Raw genomic sequence first — 13,672 nt, 5'->3', positions numbered from 1 at the left:
ACACGGTGGCCTTGGCGAGTGGAGAGGGACGCAACGATGGCAACGCGAGCAGAGGCGGATCGGGAGTTCTGGCGCGGTGTGCTCACCGCCGGCGGACCCACCGCGATCCCGCGGTGGACGCTCCGTCCGGTGACGGGCGTCGCCGAGCACGAGAGCACGGTCCCGGGCGACGTCATGGAGGCCGTGCGCCGGTTGGCGAAGGCCCTCGCGATCCCGGTGGACTCCGTGCTGCTGGCCGCGCACACCGTGGTCGTCGCCGCGCTGTCCGGCGAGCAGGACGTCACGACCGGCTACGTGCCCGCGGAGGGCGGCCCGCCGTTGCCCTGCCGGCTGACGACGGCACCGCGGTCGTGGCGGGCGCTGCTGGTGGAGACCCATCGCGTCACCTCGGAGGTGCAGTCCCGTCAGGACTTCCCGGTCGACGCCCTCGCACGCGAACTGGGCCTGGCCGGGCCGTCGTTCGAGACCGTCCTCGATCCGCACGAGGCCTCCGCCCCCCGTCCGGCCGGCGTCGGCGGCGGTCTCGACGCGGACACCGTGCTCCGGGTGGGATGCGCGGAGCACGGCGGCCGGACCGTGCTGCGGCTGCGGTACCGGACCGACGTGCTCGACGCGGACTGCGCGGCCAGGATCGCCGGTTACCACCTCACCGCGCTCGCGCTCATCGCCGCGGACCCGGAAGCCGAGCACGCGCGGCAGAGCCTGCTGTCCGCCGAGGAGCTCCGGTTCCAGCTCGAAGGACTGGCCGGACCGCGTCGCACCCTGCCGGACGCCCGGGCGCACGAGGTGTTCGAGCAGCGGGTGAAGGACCACCCGGACGCCGTCGCCGCCGTGCACGGCGACCGGCAGTGGACCTACCGGGAACTCAACGCGCGCGCCAACCGGCTGGCACGGGCCCTGCTGGCCCGCGGGCTGCGGCGCGAAGGCGTCGTCGCGGTGGTGACCGAGAGGAACCTGGACTGGATGGCCTCCGTCCTCGCGGTGTTCAAGGCCGGAGGCGTGTACCTGCCCGTCGAGCCGCGCTTCCCGGCCGACCGCATCGCGGCCATGCTCACGCGCGCCGAGTGCGCGCTGGTGCTCACCGAGCCCTCCGGCACCGACTCGCTCGACCGGGCCCTGGACTCGCTCCCCGGCGTCCACAAGCTCGTCATCGGCACGGCGTACGACGAGGGCCACGCCGACGACGACCCGGGCATCGCCGTCACCGCGGACCAGCTCGCCTACATCTACTTCACCTCCGGCTCCACGGGAGAGCCCAAGGGCGCGATGTGCGAGCACGCCGGCCTGCTCAACCACCTCTACGCCAAGATCGACGACCTGGAGATCGGCGAGGGCCGGGTGGTCGCCCAGACCGCGCCCCAGTGCTTCGACATCTCACTGTGGCAGCTGGTGTCCGCGCTCCTGGTCGGCGGCCGGACCCTGCTGGTCGAGCAGGAGGTGATCCTGGACGTCGAGAGGTTTGTCGACCGGATCGCCCGCGGCCGGGTCGCCGTGCTCCAGGTCGTCCCGTCGTACCTCGAAGTCGTCCTGGCGTACCTGGAGCAGCACCCGCGTGAGCTGCCCGCCCTGCGGTGCGTGTCCGTCACCGGCGAGGCGTTGAAGAAGGAGCTCGCGCAGCGCTGGTTCACGGCCGAGCCCGGCATCAAGCTGGTCAACGCGTACGGCCTGACCGAGACCTCCGACGACACCAACCACGAGGTCATGGACCGGGTGCCGGACCGCGAACGGGTCCCGCTCGGCCGCCCCGTCGGCAATGTGCACGTCTACGTCGTCGACGAGGGGCTGTCGCCGGTGCCGCTCGGCGCGCCCGGCGAGATCGTCTTCTCCGGTGTGTGCGTCGGCCGCGGATACGTCAACGACCCGGAGCGCACCGCACAGGCGTTCCTGCCCGATCCGCACCGCGAGGGAGCCCGGCTGTACCGCAGTGGAGACCACGGCCGCTGGCTGCCCGAGGGCAAGCTGGAGTTCCTCGGACGCCGCGACACCCAGGTCAAGATCCGTGGCTTCAGGATCGAGATCGGGGAGATCGAGAACACCCTGCTGCGGGTGCCCGGTGTCCGTGACGGTGCGGTGGTGGTCGTCGAGGGGCCCGACGGGGGCAAGCGCCTCGTGGCCTTCTGCACCGGGCCGCGGCCGCGCCCCGCGGAGGACCTGCGGGACCGGCTGCGCGCGTCGCTGGCGCCGTACATGGTGCCGTCGGCCTTCCACTGGCGGGAGCGGCTGCCGCTGACCGCCAACGGCAAGACCGACAAGAGGGCGCTGGCGGCGCTCGCGGCGGACCTCGACGCCGTCGAGGACCTTGATGACGGCCACCGGGCGCCGGGGACGCCGACCGAGCGGCGGCTGGCGGCCGCCTGGGCGGACGTGCTCGGCATCCCGCAGGACCGGATCGACCGACGGGACCACTTCTTCGACCGGGGCGGCACGTCGCTGTCGGCCGTGAAGCTGGCGATCGCCCTGGACCGCGCGGTGTCGCTCAAGGACGTGACCCGTCATCCGGTCCTCGCCGATCTGGCGGCCCTGGTCGACGGCAGGTCCGACCGGCGGCCCGGACTGCTCCAGTCCCTGTACGAGCCGGAGGGCGCACCGACCGGTGTCCTGGTGTGCTTCCCCTACGCGGGCGGCAACGCGGTGAACTTCCAGCCGATGGCCAGGGCGCTGCGGGACAGTGGGATCGCCGTCCTCGCCGTCGAGCTGCCCGGTCACGACGTGGCCGCCGAGAGCGAGCCCTTCGCGCCGTTCGCGGACGTCGTCGCCCAGGTCGTCGCCGAGATCGCCGACCGCGGCCTGTCCGACGTCCTGCTGTGGGGTCACTCCTCGGGCGGCGTCTTCGCCGTGGAGACGGCCAGGCAGCTCGAGGAGCGCGGACTGGGCGTCCGACGGGTGTTCGTCGCCGCTCTGCTGCCCGAAGACACCGCCGGTCCACGCGACGCGGTCACCGAGCTGAGCCTGGAGAGCGACGCCGAGATCGCCGCGAGGCTGGGCAGGGACGGCGGCTGCACCCAGCTCCACGAGCTGGACGCGCAGCGCGCCGAACACGTCGGTGCCGCCTACCGGCACGACTTCGTGTCGGCGCACCGCCACCTCGCCGGCCTCCTCGACACTCCCCCGGTGGTGAAGCTGTCCGCGCCGCTCACCGTGGTCGTCGCCGACGACGACCCGGTCACCGCCGGTCACCCGCGTCGCCACCGCGACTGGGAACTCCTCGCCGCCCGCGTCGACCTGCACGAACTCGGCGGGGGCGGCCACTACTTCCTGCGCACCCGTCCGGCCGAGGCGGCGCAGGTCGTCCTGCGCGCCACCGAACTGCTCCCTTCTCCCTGAGCGGTGCACGGCCGCACTCCCCGCACATCGAAAGGAAAACGGGATGTCCCCCACATCACCGGCGTCGCCGCTGGACGACGTCGAGTTCAGACCCGGCCGGCCCCCGGTCCTGCGGGTCGCCCACCCCGGCGACGCGCCGGGGTGGGCGGCCGGGCACCGGGAGGCGCTGCGTGCCGTCGTCGCCGAGCACGGCTGCGTCCTGGTCCGCGGCCTCGGGCTGCGCGACGTGCCCGGGGCGCGCGCCGTCTTCGAGCGGCTGAGCACCGGGCTGATGACCGAGCGGGAGGCCTTCGCGCCCCGGCAGGCGTACGCGGACGGCGTGTACTCCTCGGCGCAGTGGCCGCCGAACCAGCCGATGTGCATGCACCACGAGCTGAGCTACACGCTCGAGGTCCCCGGCCTGATGCTGTTCGCCTGCCTCACCGCGCCCGACGAGGGCGGGGCGACCGGAGTGGCCGACGCGGCGACCGTGCTGGAGCAGTTGCCCACCGAGCTGACCGACCGCTTCGAGCGGGAGGGCTGGCTGCTCACCCGCAGCTACAACGACGAGATCGGGTCGTCCGTCCGCGAGGCGTTCGGCACCGACGACCGGGACGCCGTCGAGCGCTACTGCCGTGCCAACGCGATCGAGTACGACTGGCGGCCCGACGGGACGTTGCGCACGAGGCAGCGCCGCAGCGCCGTGACGCGCCATCCGGTCACCGGCCGGCGCTGCTGGTTCAACCAGATCGCCTTCCTCAACGAGTGGACGCTGGCGCCCGAGGTCCGCGAGTACCTCGTCGAGGAATACGGCGCCGACGGGCTTCCCTTCAACACCCGTTTCGGAGGCGGCGACCCGATCGGCGAGGACGTCGTGCAGCTCCTCAACAAGGTGTACGAGGCCAACACCGCACGCGAGCCCTGGCAGGCCGGCGACCTGATGCTCGTCGACAACATCCGCACCGCGCACAGCCGGGAGCCCTACGCGGGGCCGCGCGACGTGCTCGTCGCGATGGCCGACCCGGTACGACCGTCCGCGTCCTCGCCGACCTTCGAGGAGACAGCCCGATGACCAGCCGCCCGACGACCACCGTCCCCACCGACGTGACCGCGTCCGTGACGACCGACCCGCACCCCGTGCCCCCCTTCGCGGTGATCTCCGGCGCCCAGGTCCAGCAGGTGCTGGCGGGGCGCGAGAAGGCGATCGTCGAGTTGGTCGAGGCCACCTACCGGCTGCACGGCGCCGGCGACTCGGTGAACCCGCCGTCGTACTTCCTGCGGTTCCCCGACCGCCCGTCCTCCCGGATCATCGCACTGCCGGCCTCGATCGGCGGACACCTGCGGGTGGACGGGCTGAAGTGGATCTCCAGCTTCCCGGAGAACGTACGGGCCGGGATCCCCAGGGCGTCCGCCGTGCTGATCCTCAACGACCGGGACACCGGCTACCCGTTCGCCTGCCTGGAGAGTTCCGTCATCAGCGCCACCCGGACGGCCGCCTCGGCGGCGCTGGCCGCCGACCGGCTCAGCCGGGGCCGGACCCGCCCCACGCGCGTCGGGTTCTTCGGCACCGGCCTGATCGCCCGCTACATCCACACGTTCCTGGCCGGCACCGGCTGGTCGTTCGACGAGATCGGCGTGCACGACCTGGCCGCCGACAGCGCGGCGGGGTTCCGCCGGTACCTCGAACAGTCGGGCACCACGGCCCGGATCACGGTGCACGACGGCGCCGAGGAGCTGATCCGCGGCAGCGACCTGGTCGTCTTCGCCACCGTCGCCGGTGAGCCGCACGTCAGCGACCCCGCGTGGTTCTCCCACGCCCCCCTGGTGCTGCACGTGTCACTGCGCGACCTCGCACCGGAGGTCATCCTCGCCTCGACCAACATCGTCGACGACGTCGAGCACTGCCTGAAGGCCGACACCTCGCCCCACCTGGCCGAGCAGCTCACCGGCAACCGGGACTTCCTCCAGGGCACCTTGGACGACGTGATGGCCGGGCGGGTGACGGTGCCGGCGGGCCGGCCGGTGGTGTTCTCGCCCTTCGGCCTCGGGGTGCTCGACCTCGCGGTCGGCAAGTACGTCTACGACGAGGTGGTCCGCTCCGGAGAGCTGCACGTCGTCGACGACTTCTTCCACGAACTGCGGCGGTACGGATGAGCGTCCCGGAGCGCTCCGGCCCCGGCGCCCGCCCACCGGCCGGGCTGGCACCGTACCCGACGAGGAACCGGAGGCATGACACCCCCCACGACCGGAGGGACGTTCCGCAAGTCCTGCTGCAGCTGAGGAGGAGGCCGTCGTGCCCGTCATATCGACTCCCCATGCCTTCAACGAACCACAACTCTATGTCGACCTTCAGTCCATCTTCGGGCGCTCCCTGTTCCTGAAGTGCGAGGGCTTCAACTTCGCCGGCTCCATCAAGCTCAAGGCCGCGACCGAGATGGTCGAGACCGCCGAGCGGGAGGGCCTCATCAAACCGGACTCGATCCTGGTCGAGTCCTCGTCCGGCAACCTCGGCGTCGCCCTGAGCATGATCGCCGCGAGCAAGGGCTACCAGTTCCTGTGCGTGACGGACTCCCGGTGCAACCTGTCGACCAGACTCCTGATGGAGGCCCTGGGCAGCCGGGTGCACACCATCACCGACCTGGACGCCAACGGCGGCTTCCTGGGCGCGCGGATCGACTACGTCCAGGCGCTGTCCGATTCCGACGACCGGTACGTGTGGCTGAGCCAGTACACCAACCCGAGCAACTGGAAGGCCCACTACCACAGGACGGGGCCGGAGATCGCGCAGTCCTTCCCGCGCCTGGACGTCCTGTTCGTGGGCGCCGGCACCACCGGAACCCTGATGGGCTGCGCGCGGTACTTCCGCGAGTGGCACCGTCCGGTGCGGATCGTCGCGGTGGACGCCACGGGCTCGGTGATCTTCGGTGGTGCGCCGGGCCGCCGTATGATCCCCGGCCTCGGGATGAGCATGCGTCCGCCGCTGCTCGACGAGTCCTACGTCGACGAGGTGGTGCACGTCGAGGAGACGGACACCATCCGCGCCTGCCACCGTCTGGCCAGGAACGGATTCCTGTTCGGCGGCTCCACCGGTACGGTCGTCAGCGGCGCGATGCGGTGGCTGGCCGACCACGACGCCAACGACCTCACGGCGGTGGCCATCGCCCCGGACCTCGGCGAGCGCTACCTCGACACCATCTACCAGTCCAACTGGCTCCAGCATCTCTACGGCGAGGACGTGCTCACCGTGGACGACACGGATGACGGGTCCTGGGCGGCCGGCCCGGTGGTGCCCACGCGTCAGGCGAGCCGCTCACCGCGTCAGCCGCAGGCCGGCGACGGCGGCGAACAGGACCGTGAGGCGTAGGCACGTCACGTCACCCGCCCGCGCCGATGGCGTTGTAGGCGGACAGCCAGCCGATACCGAGGTGGTCGCCCCGGGTGAACACCGCTCCCCCGCGGTGGTGTCCCGAGGTGTCCGGGCCGGAGCCGGAAAGGGGGTACGGAAGGTCGGCGGCGGTGCCGTCGCCGGTGTGGCGTACCACCGCGGTGCCGGCCCACAGGTGGACCGTGGTCCCGCGGGGTGCGCGGATGCGGATGCCGTCGGGGCGGTGGTCGAGTTCGACGCCGGTGGTGCGGGTGGCGAGCAGCGCGCGGTAGTCGTCGGGAGGGAGACGGCACGTGGCGGGGGGTGTGCTGCCGGGCCAGTCGGGGGCGTCGACGCCCCGTCGCCGGGCGGCGCGCCACATGGTGGGGACGAGGTGCTGGGCGTGGGCGGGGGTGGCCATGCGTTCGCACATCCACAGCAGGCGGCCGGATCCCCGGCGGGGGCCCAGGGTGCGCCAGCGGATGCGCTGGGCGAGGTCCGCCGCGACGACGGCCACCCAGGGGTGGACGGTGCCGAGGTGGCCCTGGGCGGCGAGCCAGGCGAGGTAGCGGCGGGCTTCGTCGAGGATCTGGGCCATGGAGTCGACGGGGATGCCCAGGACGTAACTGCCGCGGGTGCGGAAGGCCTTGGGGCTGTTGGCCACCAGGAGCAGGACGGCACGGGCGAGATCACCGGCCGCGGGCTTGTCCTGGTCGTCCTCCGGGGTGGGCGGGGCGTCGGCCGCGTCGGTGTGTCCGCCGGTGCGCAGGACCTGGTGGAGGGCGGCTTTGGCGCGTTCGGTGAACGGGGCCTGTTCGAGGACGGGCAGGCGGGTGCTGAGCAGGGTGATGAGCAGGTTCTCCGCGTCGTCGGGGCTTCCGGGGGCGGGGACGAGGTGCAGGGCGTCGGCGAGGGTGGTGGCCGTGTCGGCCTCGACCATGAAGCGGCTGGTGAGCTTGCCGGCCTCGGTGATGGTCAGCCGGTCGTTGCCGTCGGGGGCGGGGGTGCGGTGCAGGTATCCGGCGTCGTGGAGGAAGTCGAGGGCGTCGTGGAGGGGGTCGAGGTGGTGGTGTCCCTGGTGGTGGGCGAAGGTCTTGGTCCACCACGTCTCGGCCTGGTCCAGGTCGGCCAGCCGTCCCTGGACGGCCTCGCCGAGGACGTGGTCGGGCAGGTGATCGCGGATGCGTGAGGTGACGGTGTATCCGGCGGCGAGGCGGGCCTGCCATTCGGCCCGCCGGCCGGGGCCGGTCAGCAGGTGGGCGAAGCCCTCGCGTTCACCGGCCCCGACCCGGCCGGCCCGGCCGAACATCTGCTGGACCATGGAGACCTCGATGCGGTCCATGCCGACCTGGGTGTCGCGGACGATGACGGCCCGGGCGGGGAGGTTGACCCCGGCCGCGACGGTGGAGGTGGCGACCAGGATGTCGGCCTCACGGGTGCGGAAAGCCTGTTCGGCCTCGCGTTTGTAGGGCCAGTCGCGGTAGTGGAGGCGGACACCGGCGCGGGTGCACAGGCGCTCGACGAGTTCGCTGTCGTCGGCGTCGGCGCCCTTGGTGGGCACCCCGCGGTCGGCGGCCAGGGCCAGTGCGGTGGCCCGCACGCCGCGTTTGCTGCCGCAGAAGACCAGCACGCTGCCGCCGGTCTCGGCGAAGGCGCGCGCGAGGCGTACCGCGTGCGCGGTGCGGGTCCGGGAGCGGGTGTTCCAGTCGGGGTCGTCGGCCGCGTCGGGCAGGACGGGCAGTTGCCAGGTCAGGCGGGTGGGGCGCCAGGGCGAGCGGATGAGGCGGGCGCCGAGCCAGTCGGCGACCTGATCGGCGTTGGCGACCGTGGCGGACAGACCGACGATGCGGACCTGGGTGCTGTCCTCCCGGACCCGGGCGAGGAGCGCTTCGAGGACGGGGCCGCGGGTGGGGTCGCCCAGCAGGTGGATCTCGTCGACGATCAGGCAGCCCACCTCGGCCAGCGCCGCCCGCTGGGAGCCGGTGCGGCTGATCGCCTCGAACTTCTCGGTGGTCGCCACCCACAGGTCAGCGGTGCGGATGAGTTCGGCGTCGACGGCGTACTCGCCGGTCAGGCGTACGACGGTGCGGTCGGCGCGGCGCCAGGTCTCCAGCTCGCGGTCGAGTTCGTCGGTCAGGGAGCGCTGGGGCACCAGCCAGGCGGCCTTGCGGCCGCGGGCGTGGGTCCGCAGGGCCGCGACCATGCCGATGGCGGTCTTGCCGGCGCCGGTGGGAGCGACGACGACGGTGTGCCGGTCGTCCTCCAGGACGGCGGGCACGGCGGCGGCCTGGACGGGGTTGAAGGTGGGGTGCGGCAGCAGTCGCCGCCAGTCCGCGGGGACCAGGTCGGCCACGGGCACGTGGGGGGCCGCCTCGTCCGACGGCAGGTCGGCCAGGGCGTACCACTGCGCGGCGAAGGCGTCCCGGGCGGCGTACGCGGCCGGTCCCGCCGCCGGCGCGCCCTCGCCCCCGTCGAGGGGACGGGCCGTCAGGTCGGTGGGACTGCCCAGGTCGCCGACCGTGCCGACCTGTTCGGACTCCACCCAGTGACCGGCGCTGCGGACCTGGCCGCCGTGGTCGGTGATGAAAGCGCGCAGCGCGTCGAAGTCCGGTTCCGCGGGGGTGATGACGCGGATGTCCTCGGCCGCGGCCAGGGCTTGCCCGGACGGCCGCCATCCGGGGTCGGTCACCTTGCACCACAGCAGCGCACGTTTCTCGGTCTCCGCGGGCAGGGGCAGATCCGGCGGCCAGGCGGGCGCGGGCCGACCGGTGGGGGGTGTGCCGGGCGGGACGGGTCCGGCCGCGGTCTCCGTCGCGCCGGGAACGGCCGGGGTGGCGGGGGCGCGCCTCGGTGGCGGGGGCGTCACCGGAGCGGGCGCGGCGGCGCGGGCCCCGGGCAGGGCCGTCAGCTTGTCGTAGGTCTTCACGCCCAGGTCGGCGAGGGTGTACGCGTGCGGGCAGGCCGGACAGACCACGGCGACGTAGCGATACTGGCGGCCCGCCGACTCGTACGGGCGGCGCAGCGCATGCAGCGGTGTCCCGCAGACGGGACACGGGCGGAGCACCTGCTCCTGGTAGGACCAGCCCGGTTCCCGGAAGCGGGCCAGGGCGTCCGTCTCGTCGAGGACGGTCCCCCAGCGTCGCCGGACGAGTTCCGCGACGGTGACCTGGGCCGTCTGTTCGTTGGACTCTCGCACGCCCCTACCCTGCCAGCCCACCCCACCGGCCGTCACGGTGATCCCGGATCACCGCTTGGGGCCGCTGCGGGGAAGTGTGCGCGGCGAGCAGGTGCTCCTTCAGTGCCTCTGTGGTCCCGCCGCCGACCGCCTGTGGTGCATCCCGTTGACACCATGGGCGCGCTCGGCGGGAACGGCGGTCAGGACGAGCAGCGTCATGAGGAGGCCGAGGACGGACAAGGGGAGCGGGCGCCGCATTCGGCGGATCGGGAAGCGCATGGCGTACCTGTTCTGGAGTGGGGGGTCCGGGCGCGGGCCGGCCGCGGTCTCCGGCGTGTGGTACGGCAGTCGCCAGAACACCGACCACACCCGGTATCTGAATCCCCTGGGCACCAAGAACATCGGCGTGGTGTACGTGGACTTCCCCTTCACGGCCGGCGCGGGCGGTGTCGCGGACTACTACAACCTCCTGTCCCCGGCGGCCGATTGGGTGTGGGACGCCTCGTACGGCAGGACCTGGCTGAGCATGCGATCGGCGTCGAACCGGTGGGTGAGGATGCCGTCCGCCTCCAGCACCTACGGCTTCCCCGTCCCCACCTACCAGCAGCACTCCCGGTACGTGACCGACGCGCTGCGGGCCGCGGCCGGCGCCGGTGCCGACCTGTCCGGGTACGACATGTTCTACATCGTCTCGACCGCCCACTCCCAGGTCTCCCGCTCCACCGCGTGGTTCTGGAACCCCACTGCTCCGGTCGTCGTCGACGGCACGACGATCCGCTGGGCGGTGACGTTCGGCACGGACATGTGGCACTGGGGTCACAAGGTGGCCGCCCACGAGACCGCGCACGCCTTCGGAGCGCCCGATCTGTACGCCTTCGGCGGCGATGCCTACCGGTTCACCGGCGGCTGGGAAGCCCAGGACCCAGAACACCGCCACCCTGAACGGTGTGGAGTACACCGGCGGCACCAAGGTGCTGGTGGTCCGGACCGGTCCCACCACCGCCTATGTCGCCGAGGCGCGCAGGCAGGCGTACAACGACTCCGCCGCCTGCTCCTCCGGCGTCGTCATCTACCGGGTCGACACCTCCCTGGCCAGCGGCCAGGGGCCGATCCGGGTGGTGCCCAACCCGGATGCCGCGGTGCCGCCGGCCGGCTGCGGCACACTGGACATGGCCGCCTGGCAGCCCGGCCAGACCTTCCACGACCGCGTCGCCGGCGTCCAGTTCACCGTCCGGTCCGCGGACGCCCACAACAGCACGGTGAACGCCGTCAGGTGGTGAGCCGCGTCCGGGGCGGGTCAGTGTTCGCGCAGCAGGGTGCCCGCCCCCTCGACCTTGTCGTCGATGCCGTTGTCCCGCAGTGCCATCCACCAGGTGGCCGCGTTGATGGCGATCACGGGCAGGCCCAGCCGGCGTTCGGCGCGGTCGGCGAGGCCGACCATCGACAGGTTGGTGCCGCACTGAACCAGGGCGTCGACGTCGGGCAGGGCCGCGAGGCCGGTGAGCGCCCGGTCCAGTTCGGCCTCGGTGACGTGCGCGATGGACACGGCGGTGGGGCAGCGCAGTCCGGTGATGCCGGCCACCTCGAAGCCGAGTTCGGTGAAGAAGCGCCGTACGTTGGCGTCGCCGACGGGCTGGTACGGCGTCACGATGCCGATGCGCCGGGCCCCGAAGAGGCGCAGGGCGCGCTCGCAGGCCTCGGCTCCGGTGGCGACCTGAAGGCCGGTGAGGTCGTGGATCTGCCGCAGGAACGCGCGGTTGCCCTCGATGCCGCCCCAGAAGGTCTCGGCGGACATGCCCATCACCATGTAGTCGGGTTCGCAGGTGAGGACGCGTGCGCAGGCGGCGCCGATCTCGTCGCGGATCTGCTCCAGCAGCCGGGTCATCCCCGCGTCGCCCGCCATGTTCTGGTCGCGGATGTGGATGCGGGAGAAGTGGGCGGTCACGCCCGGGACGGTCATGCCGTAGAAGTCGGGTTCCACGATGGTGTTGGTGCTCGGCGCGATCACGCCGAACTTGCGGCGCCAGCCCAGGGCGTCGGTCATGGGGTCACCGTCCGGTCGTCGTCGGCGGGGCCGGCCGGCCCGGGCGGGCCGGCCGGGTGAGGAGGCGCGGGGGCGGCGGCCGGGCCGGGCAGGGCGGCGGCGAGCCGCCAGGCCGAGACCACCACGGCGGCCTGGGTGAGGGTGTTGCAGGACTGCTCCACCCACTGGAGGGCGACGCTCTGGTCCGGCCGGGCCGCGAGCGGTCCGAGGACGTACATGCCCAGGAGCCAGATGCCGGCCGCCCCGGCGGCCCAGGTGTCGCCGGCCCCCCGGGCGAGGAGCATCAGCCGTACGGCGCAGACGGTGACGGCGGCGACGGTCAGCACCAGGGCGGGGGCCGTGGAGCGCAGGGCCAGGCAGACGGCGGCGGTGGCCGGCCAGAGCACGGCGAACGTCCGCTCCAGCCGGCGGATCGCCCCGGGGGCGGGTGCGGGTGCGGGGCTCTGCGGGGCGGGCGGCGGCAGCCGCAGCAGGGCGAGGGCCAGCAGCAGGAAGCCCGCCGACAGCAGGGGGAACAGGGCCTTGTTGAGGGGTTGGAGGTCGGGTCCGTCGAGGGCCACGACCAGCTTCCACACCGCCTTGGACAGGCCGCCGGCCGCGATGAGCAGCGCGCCGCCGGCGGCCGTCAGCCGGCCCCGCCGACCGGTGGCCGCGGCCGGGGTGATCAGGCGGACCGCGGCGGCCGCGGTCAGGACGACGGGCACGAAGTCCTCGACGGCGAGGGAGAGCGGGTAGTCGGCGGGGTGGCTCATCGGTCCGCCTCCTCGGCGCGGCGGGGGCGGCCCGGGTCGTCGGTGCGGGCACCGGGACGGTCGGCGGCGGGCAGGTCGGGCATGACGTGGCGGTGCCGGAAGGCGGCCGTGGCGAAGCGGGCGGCGGCCTTGCGGCGGGTGAGCCAGGCGACGCGGCCGCCGTTGCGGGTGCGGCCCGACAGGACCTGGTCGGCGAGCCAGGGCGTCACGGTCTCGACCCGGTCCGCGAGGATGTCGAGGACCTTGCGGACCCGCGCGTACTCCTCGGGCGTGTAGCCGTGGGTGAGGACGTCGGTGACCACCATGCCCGGTGACAGCGCCATGGCGCGGACGTCGTGCGGTCGCCGCCCCGCCCGGTGGCGGAGGTCGGTCGCGAGCGCCTGCGTCAGGTAGGTGACGGCCCGTTTGGTGGCGCCGTAGGCGCCGAGGCCGGGCAGCAGGCGGCCGTCGGAGCCGAAGCCCTCCATGTTCCAGACGCTGCCGCGTCCCAGGGCGAGGAAGCCGGCCGTGGCGACGGCCGAGCCGTGCGCGACGCCCAGCAGGTTGGCCTCGGTGACCGCGCGGGTCTCGGCGGCGGACAGCTCCCACAGGGGGCGGCGGGCGGTCGCCGCGCCGGCGTTGTTGATCCACACGTCGACGGTGCCGAAGGCGTCGTGCGCCGCGCCCCAGAGGGCGGCGAGCCGGTCCCGGTCGGTGACGTCGGCCGGGAGGCCGAGCAGCCGGCCGGGCGGCGCGTCGAGCGCGGCGACCGCCGCCTCGACCGTGTCCGGGACACGGCCGCACAGGGCGACCCGGCAGCCCCGGTCGAGAAAGGCGCGGACCAGGCCGTACCCGATGCCGCGGGTGCCTCCGGTGACGACCACGACGGGGCCGGGGGGATCCACGGCGGGCGTGCCGGGGCCGACGGGGTCCGCGGCGGGCGTGGCGGGCGTGGCGGGCCTGGCGGCGGGGCCTGGAGCGGGTGCGGCAGGTCCCGCGGGGCCTCGGGCGGGTGTGGCAGGCCTGGCGGGGCCCGCGGCGGGTGCGGCGAACCC

The 13,672-nt window shown here is 73.5% G+C and carries 10 protein-coding genes; 5 read left to right on the top strand and 5 right to left on the bottom strand.

Features of this window, described 5'->3' with window-relative positions; all coding sequences use genetic code 11:
• Positions 1-36: 36 nt before the first annotated feature.
• From ACZ3KJ_RS26295 to sbnA, 4 genes are all read left to right on the top strand, one after another.
• Positions 37-3,324: a non-ribosomal peptide synthetase gene (locus ACZ3KJ_RS26295; RefSeq protein ID WP_467530550.1), complete on the top strand. Its 3,288-nt coding sequence runs from the start codon at positions 37-39 to the stop codon at positions 3,322-3,324.
• A 43-nt stretch (positions 3,325-3,367) separates the two neighbouring features.
• Positions 3,368-4,375, top strand: a complete 1,008-nt coding sequence (locus ACZ3KJ_RS26290) for a TauD/TfdA family dioxygenase (protein ID WP_467530549.1) — start codon at positions 3,368-3,370, stop codon at positions 4,373-4,375.
• On the top strand, positions 4,372-5,457 hold the full coding sequence (gene sbnB, locus ACZ3KJ_RS26285) for a 2,3-diaminopropionate biosynthesis protein SbnB (protein ID WP_467530548.1): 1,086 nt from the start codon (positions 4,372-4,374) through the stop codon (positions 5,455-5,457). The genes ACZ3KJ_RS26290 and sbnB overlap by 4 nt, the downstream gene beginning before the upstream one ends.
• A 139-nt stretch (positions 5,458-5,596) precedes the next feature.
• Positions 5,597-6,667 (top strand): 2,3-diaminopropionate biosynthesis protein SbnA, encoded by a 1,071-nt coding sequence (gene sbnA / locus ACZ3KJ_RS26280; protein WP_467530546.1) that lies wholly within the window; start codon positions 5,597-5,599, stop codon positions 6,665-6,667.
• A 10-nt stretch (positions 6,668-6,677) separates the two neighbouring features.
• On the opposite strand, the gene ACZ3KJ_RS26275 is transcribed toward sbnA, so the two are convergent.
• Positions 6,678-9,863 (bottom strand): DEAD/DEAH box helicase, encoded by a 3,186-nt coding sequence (locus ACZ3KJ_RS26275; protein WP_467530545.1) that lies wholly within the window; start codon positions 9,861-9,863, stop codon positions 6,678-6,680.
• A gap of 660 nt (positions 9,864-10,523) precedes the next feature.
• A complete protein-coding gene (locus ACZ3KJ_RS26270; RefSeq protein WP_467530543.1) occupies positions 10,524-10,646 on the bottom strand; it encodes a hypothetical protein in 123 nt (40 codons plus the stop codon).
• A gap of 143 nt (positions 10,647-10,789) precedes the next feature.
• On the opposite strand from ACZ3KJ_RS26270, the gene ACZ3KJ_RS26265 reads away from it, so the two are divergent.
• Positions 10,790-11,122: a hypothetical protein gene (locus tag ACZ3KJ_RS26265; RefSeq protein ID WP_467530541.1), complete on the top strand. Its 333-nt coding sequence runs from the start codon at positions 10,790-10,792 to the stop codon at positions 11,120-11,122.
• Between the two features lie 17 nt (positions 11,123-11,139).
• Here ACZ3KJ_RS26265 and ACZ3KJ_RS26260 read toward each other — a convergent pair whose 3' ends face one another.
• The 3 genes from ACZ3KJ_RS26260 to ACZ3KJ_RS26250 are packed head-to-tail and all read right to left on the bottom strand — an operon-like array spanning position 11,140 to position 13,522.
• The gene (locus ACZ3KJ_RS26260; protein ID WP_401686472.1) at positions 11,140-11,886 is read right to left on the bottom strand and encodes a maleate cis-trans isomerase family protein; all 747 of its coding nucleotides are present in this window, start codon (positions 11,884-11,886) and stop codon (positions 11,140-11,142) included.
• Entirely contained in the window at positions 11,883-12,638 is a 756-nt protein-coding gene (locus ACZ3KJ_RS26255) for a hypothetical protein (protein WP_467530539.1), read from the bottom strand. The genes ACZ3KJ_RS26260 and ACZ3KJ_RS26255 overlap by 4 nt, the downstream gene beginning before the upstream one ends.
• Positions 12,635-13,522 carry an SDR family oxidoreductase gene (locus tag ACZ3KJ_RS26250; RefSeq protein WP_467530537.1) on the bottom strand — a complete coding sequence of 296 codons (888 nt, stop codon included), beginning with the start codon at positions 13,520-13,522 and terminating at the stop codon, positions 12,635-12,637. Before ACZ3KJ_RS26250 ends, ACZ3KJ_RS26255 begins: the two co-directional genes overlap by 4 nt.
• Positions 13,523-13,672: the final 150 nt, after the last annotated feature.

Source organism: Streptomyces sp. NPDC003248, from assembly GCF_055563235.1.
This window is presented reverse-complemented; position numbering and strand designations above follow the sequence as displayed.